Source organism: Affinundibacterium seohonense, assembly GCF_014284305.1.
Taxonomy (GTDB): domain Bacteria; phylum Pseudomonadota; class Gammaproteobacteria; order Burkholderiales; family Burkholderiaceae_D; genus Undibacterium; species Undibacterium seohonense.
Genome location: NZ_JACOFW010000005.1, coordinates 18108 through 34627, shown reverse-complemented (window position 1 = coordinate 34627; position 16520 = coordinate 18108). Strand labels below are relative to the sequence as shown.

General features: G+C 46.1%; 12 protein-coding genes. All 12 read right to left on the bottom strand.

What is annotated here, in order from left to right; translation table 11 throughout:
• Nucleotides 1-15 precede the first annotated feature (15 nt).
• The 12 genes from H8K52_RS21545 to H8K52_RS06155 all read right to left on the bottom strand — a co-directional run bounded on the left by H8K52_RS21545 (nt 16) and on the right by H8K52_RS06155 (nt 16424).
• The gene (locus tag H8K52_RS21545; protein WP_186922030.1) at nt 16-1719 is read right to left on the bottom strand and encodes a methyl-accepting chemotaxis protein; all 1704 of its coding nucleotides are present in this window, start codon (nt 1717-1719) and stop codon (nt 16-18) included.
• A gap of 210 nt (nt 1720-1929) precedes the next feature.
• The gene (locus tag H8K52_RS06205; protein ID WP_186922029.1) at nt 1930-2322 is read right to left on the bottom strand and encodes an RNA-binding S4 domain-containing protein; all 393 of its coding nucleotides are present in this window, start codon (nt 2320-2322) and stop codon (nt 1930-1932) included.
• 6 nt (nt 2323-2328) lie between these two features.
• On the bottom strand, nt 2329-3489 hold the full coding sequence (clsB, locus tag H8K52_RS06200) for a cardiolipin synthase ClsB (RefSeq protein WP_186922028.1): 1161 nt from the start codon (nt 3487-3489) through the stop codon (nt 2329-2331).
• Nucleotides 3482-4309 (bottom strand): endonuclease/exonuclease/phosphatase family protein, encoded by an 828-nt coding sequence (locus tag H8K52_RS06195; protein ID WP_186922027.1) that lies wholly within the window; start codon nt 4307-4309, stop codon nt 3482-3484. The genes clsB and H8K52_RS06195 overlap by 8 nt, the downstream gene beginning before the upstream one ends.
• Nucleotides 4310-4352: 43 nt before the next feature.
• Nucleotides 4353-4817 carry a dihydroneopterin triphosphate diphosphatase gene (gene nudB, locus H8K52_RS06190; protein ID WP_186922026.1) on the bottom strand — a complete coding sequence of 155 codons (465 nt, stop codon included), beginning with the start codon at nt 4815-4817 and terminating at the stop codon, nt 4353-4355.
• A 207-nt stretch (nt 4818-5024) separates the two neighbouring features.
• Nucleotides 5025-6827: an aspartate--tRNA ligase gene (gene aspS / locus H8K52_RS06185; protein WP_186922025.1), complete on the bottom strand. Its 1803-nt coding sequence runs from the start codon at nt 6825-6827 to the stop codon at nt 5025-5027.
• Nucleotides 6828-6865: 38 nt separating this feature from the next.
• A complete protein-coding gene (locus H8K52_RS06180; RefSeq protein ID WP_186922024.1) occupies nt 6866-7498 on the bottom strand; it encodes a DUF502 domain-containing protein in 633 nt (210 codons plus the stop codon).
• Nucleotides 7499-7521: 23 nt separating this feature from the next.
• Complete coding sequence (locus H8K52_RS06175) at nt 7522-7869, bottom strand: FmdB family zinc ribbon protein (protein ID WP_186922023.1); 348 nt, start codon at nt 7867-7869, stop codon at nt 7522-7524.
• Between the two features lie 289 nt (nt 7870-8158).
• A complete protein-coding gene (locus H8K52_RS06170) occupies nt 8159-9592 on the bottom strand; it encodes a high affinity choline transporter 1 (RefSeq protein WP_186922022.1) in 1434 nt (477 codons plus the stop codon).
• A gap of 194 nt (nt 9593-9786) precedes the next feature.
• Nucleotides 9787-10188: a response regulator gene (locus tag H8K52_RS06165; RefSeq protein ID WP_186922021.1), complete on the bottom strand. Its 402-nt coding sequence runs from the start codon at nt 10186-10188 to the stop codon at nt 9787-9789.
• A gap of 178 nt (nt 10189-10366) precedes the next feature.
• A complete protein-coding gene (locus H8K52_RS06160; RefSeq protein WP_186922020.1) occupies nt 10367-15184 on the bottom strand; it encodes a PAS domain S-box protein in 4818 nt (1605 codons plus the stop codon).
• Between the two features lie 88 nt (nt 15185-15272).
• Nucleotides 15273-16424: a methyl-accepting chemotaxis protein gene (locus tag H8K52_RS06155; RefSeq protein WP_186922019.1), complete on the bottom strand. Its 1152-nt coding sequence runs from the start codon at nt 16422-16424 to the stop codon at nt 15273-15275.
• Nucleotides 16425-16520 lie beyond the last annotated feature (96 nt).

The following is a 16520-nucleotide window of genomic DNA, read 5'->3' as shown; positions in this document are numbered from 1 at the left end:
CGTGTCGGTGCGGATCTAGAATTCCTCCCAAGAATCTGCACTCGCGGCTTTTTCAGTGTGCTTCACCGGCGAGGCTTTAATACGAGGAGGCTGCACTTTGTTGCTACGAGTTGGACTACTGCTTGCCCGTCTTGGCGCTGCACTCGCTTTGGGAGCACTATAGGTGCCATTGTTATCGAGTTTGAACACGCTTACGACGTCAACTAATTTTGCTGCTTGATCTTGCATGGTCGCTGAGGCCGCAGCGGCTTCTTCAACGAGTGCAGAGTTTTGTTGGGTGATACTATCCATTTGAATGATGGCTTGATTAATTTGATCAATGCCACTGCTCTGCTCCTGGCCGGCTGCAGTAATCTCGCTGATCATGTCACTAACACGTTTGACGCTTTGAACAACTTCTTGCATGGTGGTGCCGGCGGCGTCCACCAAACGTGTGCCTTGTTCGACTTTTTCTACTGAATCATTGATTAGTTCTTTAATTTCTTTTGCTGCGCTAGCAGAGCGTTGTGCGAGGCTACGTACTTCAGAGGCAACGACCGCAAAACCGCGACCTTGCTCGCCTGCTCGTGCTGCTTCTACGGCGGCATTTAAGGCCAAAATATTGGTTTGGAATGCGATGCCATCAATCACGCTAATGATGTCGACAATTTTCTTGGAAGAGTCATTAATCGAGGTCATGGTGGACACAACTTCCGAAACCACGCTACCACCTTTTTCTGCGATCGAGGTGGCGGTTTGTGAAAGGATATTGGCTTGTCTCGCGTTATCGCTGTTATGTTTCACCGTAGCGGTAATTTCTTCCATCGATGAGGCGGTTTCTTCTAGAGAACTTGCTTGTTCTTCAGTACGGGAAGAGAGATCGAGATTGCCATTGGCGATTTCGGACGCCGCCTCATTGATTTGCTCTGTCCCCGCTCGTACTTCAGTGACGACATTGAGTAGGCTGTTGTTCATGTCTGAAAGTGCACGTATCAGTTGCCCAGTTTCACAGGTGCTTTCTGCCTCGACTTTCTGAGTCAGATCGCCTGAGGCAATAGACTGCGCTAAATCAACGGCGCTTTTAAGTGGCGATGAGACAATTTTTGCGAGCCACACGGCCATGATCAATCCAATCGCAATACTTGCGAGCATGACCCCGATGATCAAGTTACGGGCATGGGTAAATTTCACGCTGCTTTCGGCAAATGCTGTCTGCCCACCTTGGATATGATCGTCGACGATTTTGTCGAGCATGCTACGCATTTTTTTATTGCTGTCGGACGATTCCTTGCGCAAAACCGCTAGAGCTTCAGCAGTATTACCCTCTTTGGCGAAGTTGCCGATTTTTGACGAAATTTGCGCATAATCATTGAATGCACCAAGCAAATCATCCAAGGCTTTTTTTTCCTGAGAAGAATCGGCGGACTTCATTGACAAAGTATGATAGCTCCGAAACGCGTCTATGGCTTCATTGGTGCGGTCTTGATATTTTTTAACATCCTCACCATTTTCCGCGGTCGCTAATTGTGCTTCTTGGGAACGCATGCGGGATACGCTTTCCTTCATCCCCATGCCATTAATCGAGCTTGGCATCCAATCATTCCCGATTTCGTCTGCTGCACGATTTACCGCGGTCAATTGCGTAATGGAAAAAATTCCGAGAAAACAAGTCAGCAAGAGAACTGTAATAAAGCCGAGCATCAACTTGGTGGCAATTCTTAAATCATAGAACGCTTGCATTTGAATCTCCTTGGAAGATTTCTACAGTGCTTCGGATAAGTATTTAGGAATAAATGAGAGACCTGTTGCCAGCGGATAATATACGCTGAACTGCGCACCACCGCTTAAGAAATTTGATGTAATTGAAAGTTCAGTTGCGTAAATGCTGTAGCTTTTTTATGCATTCTTTTGGTTAATATGTGGTCGAAATGCCATCAAACTTTTATGCGCTCATTCAACTGACACATTGGCTAATTGCCGTCTCTGGCGCTTTGTCGGACGCTGTTGGAGTTGCGCTGCAGGTTCAGTATGTAAACGTTTATGTTCGGCTCTTTGTTGGCGCTTAGTGATACTTTCGGCGGTTTCTGCATACATCGTTTGCGCAATTGTGGCGGAACTACGTACTTCCATGATGCGTAAAACCTCGACCTGCCAGATTTGTTCGGCATGGTGAATTTCTAACATATCCCCAACTTTCACTGCATGCGCAGGTTTGATTCTCTGTTCGTTTTGCAGGATGCGCCCAAGTTCGACGGCGTTGGTGGCCAAGCTGCGGGTTTTAAAAAAACGCGCTGCCCACAGCCATTTGTCGATTCTGGTATTGGTTAAATTCGTGATAGTCATAGCAAATTAGCGGTATTGACCTAAAGTGGCGATGCGCATAATAGTACGATAAAACCAATACGCGACGCGATGCTTGAAACGGCGATGCCAGGATAAGCGAACTAGGCAGTTGGGATCGACTCGCACTGCGTCTTGTAATCCTTGTTGTAAATGTTGCTTTAGCTGGCCCGCAAAGGCTTGATCCACCACGATAATATTGGCCTCTTGATTGACAAATAGGCTCAAACCATCAAAATTGCTGGAGCCTACAGTAGCCCAGTCGTGGTCAATCACAGCGACTTTAGCGTGTAGCTTGGTTCTATGGTATTCATAAATTTTTACGCCAGAGGCTAATAGCTTAGGATAATACGACTGTGCCACTGCGTCTTGTAAGTGAAAATCCCCGACTCCTAATAGGAGGCTGACATCAACCCCGCGTTGTGCTGCTTTGATCAGGCCATTGCGAATTTTACGCCCTGGAGCGAAATAAGGATTCGCTAAAATAGCCGTGTGCTTGGCTGATCCTAGCGCCTTCAAGTAGGCTTTTTGTATGGTGCTGCGATTACGCAAATTATCGCGTATGACCAAGGCGGCCTGACTGGAATGACTGCTGGTGCTGACTGGTGGTAGGCGTAAAGTGACCGCGAGTTTTAATCGTTGTAACAACTGGAGTTTGCCCATTTTTAACCATTGGGCGCTCACTTCTTTATGTATGTTCAGTACTAAATTGCCGCTAACGCGCACGGCAAAGTCCCAGCGTGGATGAGGTAAGGGTGTATTTTTGCCATCATCGGAAAGATAATCATCGATGATATTAATCCCGCCAATAAACGCGAGCGCCTGATCCACTACGGCTAGTTTGCGATGAGTACGTGCCAGTCCGCGTTTAAACCAGGGATTGAAAAGACGGCATTGCACACCGGCTTGTTGAAACTGTGTCTGCAACTGTTGCGTGTGATTCGCGCCCCCAATCCAGTCGATAATAACTTGTACACAGACGCCGCGTTTCGCTGCATTGCATAGTGCTTGCGTGACCGTTTGGGCAGTTGCATCATTGGCGTAAATATAGGTTTCTAATAATATCTCTTGCTGAGCATGGTCGATCGCTTCGATCAAAGATGAAAAAAAATGCTCACCTGTGTGCAATAACTGGCACTGATTATTATCGCTAAATACGAGTTTAGCCATGATCTGAGCGTAGCGAATTCATTCGCAGATCAACACAAATAGGCACGTGATCCGAGAGTTGTGACCACGGTTTTCCACTGAGCACATTGGCTCGTTCAACCTGAAAACCGCGTAGGTAAACGCGATCCAGACTGAGCCAAGGCAATCCCGCGGGGAAGGTGCGAGCATGGGTAGAATTCGTTTGGAAAAACGTTTTTACTGCAGCTAGCGTATTGCGCTTGAGCGGCAATTCGGTGTGGCTGTGATTGGCAACATCGAAAGCTTCGATGACCCCTAACTCTCGATATAAAGTATGACTAAGACCTTGACTCCAATCATTAAAATCACCCGCAATAATCAAGGGTTGCTTGGCGTCGACCTCTGTTTGTATTTGCGCGATTAATGCCTGAATCTGACGTCTGCGGCTGGCTGCAAACAGACCCAAATGGATTACAAAGCAATGGGCCAGGATCTCGCCCAATTGCACTCGCACATGCAAAATGCCGCGCTGCTCATAGGCATGATCGGAAACATCGTGGTTGCTTGAATGCAGAATCGGTAAGCGGCTTAAGAGCGCATTGCCGTGATGTCCATGCTGGTAGACAGCATTCATGCCATACGCTGAAGCATGTGAATCGCCAGCCAAGAATTCGTGCTGCGCCAATTCCGGCCAGTCTGCGTGTTTTTTTGCATGATGATCGTGTTGACCTTGAACCTCTTGCAGAAACACCAAATCAGCATCGAGTAAATTGATGGCTTCTTTCAAGGCATGAATACGTGCTTTGCGTCCGAATGCACTTACTCCTTTGTGGATATTGTAGGTGGCAATACGTAGCTTCATGATCTTGCCCTTGATGGTGCGTTTGAATCGGATGTCGGATTTATCAATGCTCGCCGCTCGTTTTGTGACGTTGGCGCAACTGTAAAATTGCTTCAGCATTCGAGGCCGAAAAACACAAGTCAGCTGCTTCTTGCAGTGGTAACCATTGATAACGCAAATGTTCTCTTGGTGCTAGTGTAACCGAGGTGTCGCGTGGCACACAAAGGCCGAAGACGTATTCTTTGTTGTGGGTCACACCTGGTGCATAACGATGACGCCAGGTGGGATAAATTTCATAGACATTGGCCAGATGCCAATTGCTGAGTGCGTGAGCTTGTGTATCGATCCCTGTCTCTTCCATGACCTCGCGTTGCGCAGTGAATTCCAGTACTTCATCTAAGCTATCTTTTGAGCCAGTTACGGACTGCCAAAAGCCTGGCTTGTCTGCACGTTCAAGTAACAAGATTTCTAGGTCTGGCGAGTAGATGACGACTAAAACGGATTCGGGGATTTTGAAAGTGTTGCTCATGATTTTATAGTGTTGCTTCTAACTAAACGTGTCCGCAGTATGCCATAAAACCCTACGACGATAAGTCGGCAAGGGAGCCAAGTGCGTTGAGGGGAGCTTTGTAAGTCGTGACAGAACAATAAAAAACGGCAGAACTAAGTCTGCCGTTTTGGTTTTGTCGCGATATGTGTCGCTCCAAAGTCGTTTCAAACGTAGTTTTAAATTCCGTTAAACGACCTTGGGCTCCGCAGCACGCAAACGAATATGCAATTCTTTCAATTGCTTTTCGTCGACTTCAGACGGTGCTTGTGTCAATAAGCATTGCGCACGTTGGGTTTTCGGGAAAGCGATCACGTCACGGATGGATTCTGCACCCGTCATCATGGTAACGATACGATCCAGACCAAACGCTAAGCCACCATGCGGAGGCGCGCCGTATTGCAAGGCGTCGAGCAAGAAACCGAATTTCAATTGTGCTTCGTCGTCATTGATCTTCAATGCGCGGAAGACTTTGCTTTGAACATCAGCGCGGTGAATACGGACGGAACCACCACCGAGTTCCCAACCGTTCAAGACCATATCGTAGGCTTTAGCGATACATTTGCCTGGATCCGTTTCCATCAAATCTTCATGACCATCTTTTGGTGCAGTGAATGGATGATGCGTTGCAGTCCAACGATCATTTTCTTCATCGTGTTCGAACATCGGGAAGTCGATCACCCACAATGGTTTCCATGCATCTTCGAACAGACCATTGTTTTTACCGAATTCGCTATGACCAATTTTCACGCGTAGTGCACCAATCGCATCGTTGACCACTTTCGCTTTATCAGCGCCAAAGAAAATCAAATCGCCATCGTTTGCGCCGGTCAATTCCAGAATTTTTGCCAGAGCTGCGTCGTGCAAGTTTTTCACGATAGGCGCTTGCAAACCATCACGGCCAGCGGCTTTGTCGTTAACTTTGATGTAAGCCAAACCTTTAGCGCCGTAGATGCGCACGAATTGATCGTAAGCGTCAATTTCAGAGCGAGGCATGCTGCCACCGCCTGGAACTAACATGCCGACTACGCGACCATTGTGCATGTTGGCTGCGTTGGAGAAGACTTTAAAGTCGACGTCTTTCATCACTTCTGTCAAATCGGTGAAGCGCAATTTAACGCGCATATCCGGTTTGTCGGAGCCATACAGTCCCATCGCTTCCGCGAAGTCCATGACTGGGAATGGATTTGGCAAATCGATATCCAAAGTCTTTTTGAATACGCCGCGGATCATGCCTTCAAACATATCGCGAATTTCTTGTTCATTCATGAACGAAGTTTCGCAATCGATCTGGGTGAATTCTGGCTGACGATCAGCGCGCAAATCTTCATCGCGGAAGCACTTGGTGATTTGGTAGTAGCGGTCAAAGTTTGCGACCATCAACAATTGTTTAAACAATTGCGGCGATTGAGGTAACGCAAAAAAGTTACCAGCATTCACACGGGATGGCACCAAATAATCACGTGCGCCTTCTGGTGTGGATTTGGTCAACATCGGTGTTTCGATATCGATAAAGCCGTTTTCATCGAGGAACTTACGCACTTCCATCGTGACTTTATAGCGCAGACGCAAATTGTTTTGCATTTGCGGACGACGCAAGTCTAATACGCGGTGCGTCAAACGTGTTGTCTCTGACAGATTGTCATCATCCAATTGGAACGGTGGCGTGACGGATGGATTCAGAATTTCTAAGTCGTGGCACAAGACTTCGATCTTGCCCGACTTTAAATTATTATTAATCGTGCCATCTGGACGATTGCGAACGATACCGGTGATGCGCAAGCAGAATTCATTACGCACTGTTTCTGCATTCTTAAAGACTTCAGCGCGATCAGGATCACACACCACTTGCACCAGACCTTCGCGGTCACGCAAATCGATAAAAATAACCCCACCGTGATCACGACGGCGATGCACCCAGCCGCACAGGCTGACGGTTTGGCCGAGTAATGCTTCTGTAGTAAGGCCGCAGTAGTTGGTACGCATGGACATAATTTCTTACCTGTTTTCTAAAAAGTTAAAATCTTTGATTAAATTGCCTTATTTCGGGCTGTGTGTTCGGCCACCTTTTCGGTGACTTCAGGTGCAACGACTCCCATAGAAACTACGTATTTGAGCGCCGTATCGACACTCATATCGAGTTCAATCGCATCCTTTTTGGGGATAATTAAAAAATACCCGGAGGTCGGGTTTGGCGTGGTAGGAACATAGACACTGATGAAGTCTGCGCCCAGATGCTTCTCGACATCACCACTTGGTTTGCCAGTTAAGAATGCAATGGTCCACGAGCCTTGACGTGGGTATTCAATCAAGACCGCTTTACTAAAGGCATTGCCTGAGGAGGAAAACAGCGTATCGGAAACCTGCTTCACGCTAGAATAAATCGAGTTGACGATAGGAATTCGGTTCAACAGAGCTTCCCACGCGGCGACAACATAATTACCGATGAAATTCTTGGTCAAAAGGCCAGTGACAAAGATAATCAAAACTGTCAAAACGGCACCTAAGCCGGGAATTCTGAAACCGATTAGTGCCTCAGGCCGCCATTGTTCCGGTAACAGCAATAAGGATTGATCCATGGTGCTAATGACAGCGTGCAGTACCCAAGCGGTGATCGCTAGGGGAACTAAAATCAATAAGCCAGTTATAAAATATTTACGCATAGATCTGAGATCGCTTATTTGGTTTATGCTGCTTGGTCACTGCCAGTCGCCGGGGCGACACTTGTCGTACTCGCTGGCGCAGACTCAGTTGCTGCGGATGTTGTTGCACCGCTACTGTTATCTTTGCCTGCATCGTCGTTGCTTGCACTGACACCAGTAGCTGCACCAGTGCTATTAGCATTACCTGCACCGCCACGAAAATCGGTGACATACCAACCCGATCCTTTCAGTTGAAATCCTGCGGCGGTGACTTGTTTCTTAAAGTTAGCCTGTTGGCACTCAGGGCAAACCGTGAGTGGATCGTCCGACATTTTTTGCAGCACATCTTTGGCAAAGCCACAGGCATCGCAGCGATAAGCGTAGATAGGCATTTTTATCCTCAGGAAAACTTGTAAAACCCTGAATTATAACGGTTTACACCTCGAAATTACAAAAAAGGGCAGACGCTCAAGAGTAGCAAAGAAATATTTCAGGGATATGTAGGCTTTAAGCTAGATTTTCCATTAGGCGCAACTGCAATGCTATTTGTGTGCTGCAAGCCTATATTTGGACATTTTTATCACTCTTCGACGTCAATAACTCGTTATTGACGCCACTATCGCAACAAAATTATTTCCAAAGTGCTTCAGTAAGCACCACAAATCCAAATGGAAAATTTGGCTAGATAGTTTGCCCTTGTGGTTTTTCAGGCCGGATTTGTGGCAACAAAGAACCACATAACATCCCTGCCAAGCTCATTAGCACACCAACCAACTGTGGAGGCCAGAACTCCTCAGGTGCATTGATTTCGAGCAAAATCCAAGAGCTGAGTCCGAGAATAATAGACAAAAGCGCACCTTGTCGCGTTGCCCGCTTCCAATATAAGCCAAATGCCAGAGGGATAAACGCTGCCACTAACGTGACTTTATAGGCGTTCTCCACCATTTTGTAGATGCTCGCTTCCGTGTTCATCGCAAACAAAGTCACGACCGCGGTAAAGACTAAAACCACCACGCGCATCATGAACAAGAACTGTTTATCCGACTGATTTGGGAAGAAAGGTTTCAAAATGTTTTCAGAAAAAGTCACGGATGGTGCCAATAAGGTGGCACTGGCACAACTCTTAATTGCAGATAACAGCGCGCCAAAGAACATCACTTGAGCGAACAAGGGCATGTGCGTCATGATCAATGTTGGCAAGATCATTTGAGAATCGGTGTTGATCAGCTTAGCTACCATCGCAGGATCAATCAAGGTTGCGGAGTAGGCCAAAAACATAGGAATGAACGCAAACAAGAAATACAAGCTACCACCAAGTACTGCGGAATTAGCGGCCGCGTTTTCAGTTTTGGCAGAGGCAACACGTTGAAATACATCTTGCTGTGGAATTGATCCTAGCATCATAGTGATCCAAGCGGCAAAGAACCATAGAACCTCACGGGTAGTTGGCGCGGGCCAAAATTCCATCTTGCCAGCATTGACTGCATGCGTAATCACAGTGCCGGCACCACCAACCATGTTGGACACTTCCCAGCCCATGTACAACATGCCGATCATAATGATGATCATTTGTAAGAAATCGGTAATTGCCACCGACCACATACCTCCCATCAGGGTGTAGATCAAGACGCTGCCAGCACCGATCATCATGCCTGTATTCATATCAACGGCGCCGCCTGAGACGACGCTAAACACGAGGCCGAGTGCTTTGATTTGGGCGGCGACCCAACCGAGATAAGAAACAACAATACAAAGCGATACCAAAACCTCAACGGTACGACCATATTTGGCTTTGTAATAGTCACCTATGGTCAGCAGATTCATTCTGTAGAGTGGTCGAGCAAAGAAAAGCCCGACAAAGATCAGGCATAAAGAGGAGCCAAATGGATCAGCCACCACACCTTTTAAACCTTCTTTCACGAAGGTGGATGAAATACCCAACACGGTTTCGGAACCAAACCAGGTCGCAAATACGGTTGCGGTCACGATGTACATTGGCAAGGAACGTCCAGCGACCGCGAAATCTTTGGAGTTATTAACGTAACGTGCTGCATAGAGTCCCAGGCCAACCGAGATAACCCAGTAAATGACAACTAACCAAAGCAGAGTATTCATGGAGGTAGAAAAAAGTAAATGATATGAAAAATGCCCGCAAAGAATTTGCGGGCATTATAAGGCAATGCGCAAAGATATCGATAGTGACTCACCAGATCGGTGTTGGAACCTCGCTAATACGGTATGGCGTTGTTAAATTTTAACGTTCAAAAATGGATTCAAAGAACGTGGTCTTGCTCAATCGATATCGCTGATTATGAAGCAAGTATCTGTTTGATTTTATCTTCTAGGTCAGATTTGCTGACGGGTTTCTCAATATTACCGAGAAAATTTTGTCTGGACAATTGCGCGACCAGTGAAGCGGAGTGTAAGACCCGCGAACCCTGCCCAGACATCAGGATCACGCCACCGAAAAAATGGCGTTCACCCATCGCGCTCATAAACTCGAAACCATCGATATCTGGCATTTGTATATCGCACAATAATAGGTCTGGTTTGACTTTGGCGATATCAAAGGCCACTAGCCCTTTTTTGCCACCGTTCGCAGTCGTGATGTTTTTGACGCCAAGTTCCTGCAGCAAATCGGAAACGAATTCGACTTGGAATTCGTCATCGTCAACGATTAGGACGTTTAGATCTGAATATTGCTTACCCATGGTTTTTATCCTTTTTCATCATTTGTCTTGAAGCTGTCTCCAGGTCTCGAATATGCTGCTGAATCGGAGCCAAGTGAAAGCACTAAATCTTTGCTGTTTTATTGCTTAAAAAGTCATCTTTTCTTGTATTCATTGTGCCATAACTAAAGAATAAACCAAGTCGTTTTCGTCAGCTTGGTCATTTTTTTGCTCGTTTTTCCTGTTGTATTTTCCATTCGATAAATTGGTCTGCTGGCATGGCTTGAGCAATAAAATATCCTTGGACTTCGTCACAACCGGAATCGGCGATAAAGTCCCAATCTTGTTGAGTTTCGACTCCTTCTGCCACTATATTTAGATGAAATATTTTCCCTAACTGTATGCTGGAATTGAGAATCGCTTTAGATGCCTCATCATGACTGGCGCCATTGACAAAGGCTCGGTCGATTTTTAATTCTGTAAATGGGAGTTGTTTTAAATTTTCCATGGAAGAAAAGCCTGTTCCAAAATCATCGATCGACAATCCAAAGCCTTTTAAACGCAGACGTGTCAAGATTTCCAAGCTGACCGTCAAGTTTTCCATTAGACGTGTTTCCGTTAATTCCAAGATGAATTGGGATGGGCGGATGCCGACTTTTTGCAAGATAGATTCAAACTGCTCTGGTAAATGCAGTTGATTCAAATTGTCCATGGAGACGTTAACTGCGAGCTTTAGTTGATGCCCCTGGTTGTACCATTTGCGCAATTGAGCAGCACTTTTTTCTAAGATGATTTTACTTAGTTCATCGATCATGCCATGGGTTTCCATCACGGAAACGAAGACGTTCGGCCCCAATAGGCCATGGGTAGGGTGACGCCAACGTGCCAGACATTCAGCGCCGACAACTTTACCCGTTTTAAGGTTAATTTTGGGATGGTAAAACACCTCTATCCTGTCTTCTGTTAAGCCATTTTGTAGCTCGGTAAAACTCAATTGACTGAGTTTTGAGGTGTCTTGCAGTTTCTTAGGAAGAGGCACTTGTTTTGCTAAAGCTTGTAGTAACTCTTCCTCTGCGAGTGGTTTGCGCAGCGAGTCGAGTAAATTTAATCCATAGGCTTTAGCTAGATTTTCGGATGCTCGCATTACGCTTCTGTCGACCGCACTGAGAAGAATGACGCCACCTTTGTAAGAATTTTCCGCGGCCAATCTTAAAAAACTAATACCATCCATGCCCGGTAGGTTCAAATCGCAGATGAGGATATCTGGCTCGTAGGTGCGCAGCACAGCTAAGGCTTGATTTCCTTCGGTGCAATTAGAAATCCTTGCGACACCTAATTTCCGTAAGGCTCCGCAAGCGACTTCCATATCAATAGCCTCGTCTTCTAATACCAGTACATGCAAATTGTCTTTGAGCCTGACTTTTTCTGGAAGGGCAGCAATGGTGGCCTTAGCGGCTAGTGCGGTGCTGACGCCGGAGGCAGGATGTAGATTGCTCGTGAGATAGACCTCAACTTCTTGTTCTATCTTTGAGAACATCTCTTGCAGCTGGTGAATGAGACTGGCAGCGTCTTGTAAGGTGCCCTGATTTTTGAGCGCTTCTAATTGATGGCAATATTCCCCGAACTGCAACGCGCCTACCGTACGTGCGCTCGATTTTAGACGATGTCCTACAGCGCACAGACCAGTTAGATCTTTTGCTTGTTGTAGACCCTGAATTTCGAGCAGACTCGCGCGCGCCGAGTCGACAAATTTTTTCGCAAATTTACCAATTTTTTCAGGTGAATTACCGACTAGTTTTGCCAGTATGCTTAGGTCAATCGTCAGTCCATCACTGATAGTCGCTGCGAGCGGCTGAGCGCTTTCAGACTGTGCTGCTTGGGGATTGGATACCTCGTCGCTAAGCCAGCGTAAAACACAGGTATACAATAAATCTGGTGCAAATGGCTTGGCAATGAAATCGTTCATTCCTGCAGCCAGGCAATGAATTCTGTCTTGATTCATGGCATTTGCAGTGATGGCAATAATCGGCAATGTGGCAAATTCAGGGATCGTACGAATATACCGACTCGCTTCCAAGCCATCCATCACTGGCATTTGTATATCCATCAAGACGCAGTGAATCTCTTGTTTTTCCTGCTGTAGTTTTTCGATCGCCTCGCGCCCATCTCCTGCTAATAAAACGCGACAATGTGCAGCTTCCAATAACTCACTGCCGACTTGTTGGTTGAATTCATTATCGTCCACTAACAATATGCAAACCGGCGATTTCTCGCTCAGACTCTGGAGTCGTTTAAAAGCATTCTGATGTGGTGGCACCTCTTGTCTGTTTTTGATTTCAATCGGTGGCCCTTTAATTTGTTCTAGCATTGCCGTGAACCAAAAGCGGCTACCGCGACCGAGTTGACTCTCAACGCCAACGTCGCCTCCCATCAACACTGCCAGTTGTTTGCTAATTGCTAGACCTAACCCAGTTCCACCATATTTACGAGTTGTTGAACTATCGGCCTGTTCGAACGAGCGGAATAATTTACTTTGCTGTTCTTCGCTCATTCCTATGCCTGGATCTGCCACTTCAAAGCGTATCAGCCAGCCACTTGGCGTATCGTGCACCTTGGTAATTTTGATTTTTATTTCACCTTGCTCGGTGAATTTAATCGCATTATTCGTGTAATTAATCAGAATCTGATTCAGTCTGTGAGGATCGCCATGCATCTGGTGTGGTACGCCTGGGCCGACCTCAATACTTAGACTTAGTTGTCGTCCTGCGACTTTGCTATGCATCATTGCCGAGAGCTTGGCAGTTAATTCATCCAAGCTGAAATCCAAGCCTTCAATAGTCATCTTGCCAGCTTCAATTTTGGAAAAATCTAAAATATCATCGACGATATGTAAAAGATGTTGGCCTGATAAATGAATTTTTTGCAGATAGTCGCGTTGTTTGGTATCCGTCGCACTACTTAAGGCTAGGTAGGTCATGCCCAAAACACCGTTCATTGGCGTTCGGATTTCATGGCTCATATTGGCGATGAAATCGCTCTTGGCGCGGTTCGCCGCTTCCGCTAATTGACGGGCAATGGCTAATTCTTGTGTGCGACTGTCAACCAGCTCTTCGAGATGATGTCGGTGTTTTTCTAACTCTTCACCGAGTTTTTTCTTTTCATTGATATCTTCTTGAGTGGACACGAAATGGGAGATCGTGCCATCAGCTTGGCGTAGAGGAGAAATGGTGGCGTATTCGATCGATAGCGAGCCGTCTTTACGTCGGTTAATGAGCTCACCTTTCCAGGTTTCTCCTGCGCGAATCGTTCTCCATAGTGTGGTGAACGTTTCTTGAGGTGTCAGCCCTGAGTTGAGAATATTTGGGTAGCGGCCTATAGTTTCTTGTTTACTGAAACCCGACTTTTTGACAAAGGTATCATTGACGTATTCAATCTTGCCGATCACGTCCGTAATGATAATGGCTTCAGTACTTTGTTCTACTGCTTGAGACAACTGGTTGAGATGCGCTTCCGCCATTAATCTTTGTGTTATATCTTGAATCTGTGTGACAAAATTGACTGGCTCTCCTGCCGAATTTCTGACCAGCGAGACATTGACTTGTAGCCATACTAAGGTGCCATCTTTGTGATAGTAACGCTTGTGTATTTCGAAGCGTTCTATCTCACCCATCAGTAGTTGTTGTATCGCATGTTTGTCTAGGTTGACGTCGTCTGGATGGGTAAATTTTTTAGCTTCTTGGTACAACAGTTCCGTCTCGGTATAGCCAAACATATCACATAGAACGCGATTCACTCGCAGAAATTTTCCTTCAATATCGATCAATGCCATACCGATCGGAGAGCTGCCAAATGCCTGTTCCATCAAGGCATGATTTAAACGGCGCTCATCTTCGGCTTGGCGGCGTTCGGTAATATCTTGTACCGTTCCGGTCAGACGTATAATTCTTCCACTCGCATCTTTTTGCTTGCGACCAGTTTTCGCCCAGATCGTTCTTAAACGGCCATCCGGCAGGATAATTCGGTATTCAAATGGATCATATTCTTCCCGGTCTTCGAAAGCTTCTTTACAAGATGCGATGACGGTTGGCTGATCTTCTGGATAGGCAGTGTGTTTGATCATTTCAAACAAATCACCATCGAATTCAGCCGGATCACGCTGCCATATCCGTTTCATTTCATCAGACCAAACAATTTTATTGTTACTCGATTCCCAGATCCAATGCCCGACATGCGTTGAGCGTTCGGCTTCGAGTAAGTCGTACTCACTTTGGCGTAGCGCTTCGAGAGTGTGTTTTCTTTGCGTGATATCGCGTGTAATGCCAATGAAATGGGTTAGCTGACCTAATTCGTCGAAGGCTGGTGTAATGGTCAGTTCATTCCAAAAGATCGTCTGATCTTTGCGGTAATTTAAGATTTCGCCAAAATAAGGTGTATTGCCTTTTAAGGCTCGATCGATTGCAGCTATCGTCGCTTGATCGGTCAAAGGGCCTTGCAAAATCGCACAGGTCAGACCGAAAATATCTTGCGTGCTATACCCAGTTTGCTGGGTGAACGCATCATTGACAGAGACGATTTTATGATCTGGTGTCGCGACAATGACACCTTGCGAGATGGCTTTTAATGCTAAATCGCTGATTTGCAGTTTTGTTTCGGCCTGATGCCGATACAGTGTCATCTGTATGACAGCACGTAACTCTTGATCTGAGAATGGTTTGGTTAGGTAGGCGAAAGATTTATAGCGGTTAAGCTGTCCAATGATGTCATCGCAATTTTTGCCAGTGAGGAAAATAACGGGGAGGGAGTATTGACTACGGATTGTTTCTGCCGCTGTAATGCCATCAATGTCACCTTCCAAGTGCGTGTCCATTAAAATCAAATCAGGCCGTAGTTCACCCGCTAACGTGATCGCTTGTGCACCAGTTTTAGTTTGTCCTACTGTTTGGCAACCAAATAGCTCTAGTTTTAGCTGTACGAAGATGGCAATCAGCTCGTCGCATTCAACGATTAGAACTCTTGGTTTATTCAACGAGGACCACATTGAAAACTCCGTTGTAGCAGGGGAAAAGAATTGCTGTACGTGCGCTCGTCACGTACAGCCGTTGATAGAGTAGGCGCTGAAACGTCGCCTAAAAGAATGTGATTTCAGAATCTTGTGGCGTAGTTGCCGCATTTTTTTCGCCATGGCTGCGATGCTCATCATTCATGGTATAGGTGCTTTTAAGGTGATTCAACCAGACCTCTGTGGCCGGTAGTCCAGTTGTTCGCAGGTTCTGTGCGAGCTGTTCAAACTTGGATATATCATCGCGTACGACCTGTAGTATTTGGCTGACTCGGTCTTGAAATTGAAGAGCGACGAGCAAGTCTTCAACGTCACTGCGAATGATATTGCCGTGGTGGTGCATTTGTTGCGCTGAATCTCCCATCGTTTCGACATGGGACAACACATCTTTGACCACGGCACCAGATACTTCCAATATGCGTTTATCCTGTATCGCAGACCGATCCGCTACACTCAATGCGGATTTCATAATGTTGGAGATGTGGCCAACGTTTTCGGTCATACGCTTACCCGTTTCTGCGGACATCTGTGACAACTTCCTCACTTCGTCGGCCACCACTGCAAAGCCGCGTCCTTGTATCCCCACTCGTGCAGCTTCGATTGCGGCATTAATTGCCAATAAATTTGTTTGTGCCGCAATTTGACGAACTTCATTCGCCATATTGTTCATGTCGCTGGTCGTTTTGGCCAAGTCGCGAATACAGTTGAGTAATTCATCCTTGCTATTAATCATCTGGGAAAGCGAATTGATCAATGGTGCTAGTTCTTTTTTACATAGTTGTAATAGGGTGATGGTGGCTTCAGCATTGCGTGACGCATCTTTATCGACATTACTGACACCGCCAAAGCCGGCTTTGTCAAATTCGTCCACCATGGAAGAAAAACTCATGATTAATTGATGTACCGAGGCTTCGGTCTGACTTTTAACAGAGTCTATATGGGCTTCCCAAAGAGGCAAGACATTGGTTAGCAAGTCACGCAAACCATCCACGGTGTCAGCATCGTTCTGATTTTGTTGGCTGATATCTTCTAATGTGTCTTGCACGATATAGCTACGCAACAAACTTACCACCAACAAAATGACGCTGATTGCGATCAAGGCAAATAAAGAAAAACTAAGTAAACTCGCTTGCCGCCAGGCTAATGCTAAGGAGGAGGTGATAGCGATGAATCCAACAAGATAAGCAAAACCTGGTAGTCTAAAAAAATCTCTTTGCATAATTACTTATCCTAAACGAGATGTTAGTGAGTGACGCTGCGTTGCTAAGCTGTTTGTGTGTTGGTGGTGCTAATGCATTGTGGTTGATATGGGCAA

Bases quoted from the DNA above. Each gene is read 5' to 3' on its own strand.
- H8K52_RS21545 (WP_186922030.1), bottom strand. From the start codon at position 1,719: ATGCAAGCGTTCTATGATTTAAGAATTGCCACCAAGTTGATGCTCGGC.
- H8K52_RS06205 (WP_186922029.1), bottom strand. From the start codon at position 2,322: ATGACTATCACGAATTTAACCAATACCAGAATCGACAAATGGCTGTGG.
- clsB (WP_186922028.1), bottom strand. From the start codon at position 3,489: ATGGCTAAACTCGTATTTAGCGATAATAATCAGTGCCAGTTATTGCAC.
- H8K52_RS06195 (WP_186922027.1), bottom strand. From the start codon at position 4,309: ATGAAGCTACGTATTGCCACCTACAATATCCACAAAGGAGTAAGTGCA.
- nudB (WP_186922026.1), bottom strand. From the start codon at position 4,817: ATGAGCAACACTTTCAAAATCCCCGAATCCGTTTTAGTCGTCATCTAC.
- aspS (WP_186922025.1), bottom strand. From the start codon at position 6,827: ATGTCCATGCGTACCAACTACTGCGGCCTTACTACAGAAGCATTACTC.
- H8K52_RS06180 (WP_186922024.1), bottom strand. From the start codon at position 7,498: ATGCGTAAATATTTTATAACTGGCTTATTGATTTTAGTTCCCCTAGCG.
- H8K52_RS06175 (WP_186922023.1), bottom strand. From the start codon at position 7,869: ATGCCTATCTACGCTTATCGCTGCGATGCCTGTGGCTTTGCCAAAGAT.
- H8K52_RS06170 (WP_186922022.1), bottom strand. From the start codon at position 9,592: ATGAATACTCTGCTTTGGTTAGTTGTCATTTACTGGGTTATCTCGGTT.
- H8K52_RS06165 (WP_186922021.1), bottom strand. From the start codon at position 10,188: ATGGGTAAGCAATATTCAGATCTAAACGTCCTAATCGTTGACGATGAC.
- H8K52_RS06160 (WP_186922020.1), bottom strand. From the start codon at position 15,184: ATGTGGTCCTCGTTGAATAAACCAAGAGTTCTAATCGTTGAATGCGAC.
- H8K52_RS06155 (WP_186922019.1), bottom strand. From the start codon at position 16,424: ATGCAAAGAGATTTTTTTAGACTACCAGGTTTTGCTTATCTTGTTGGA.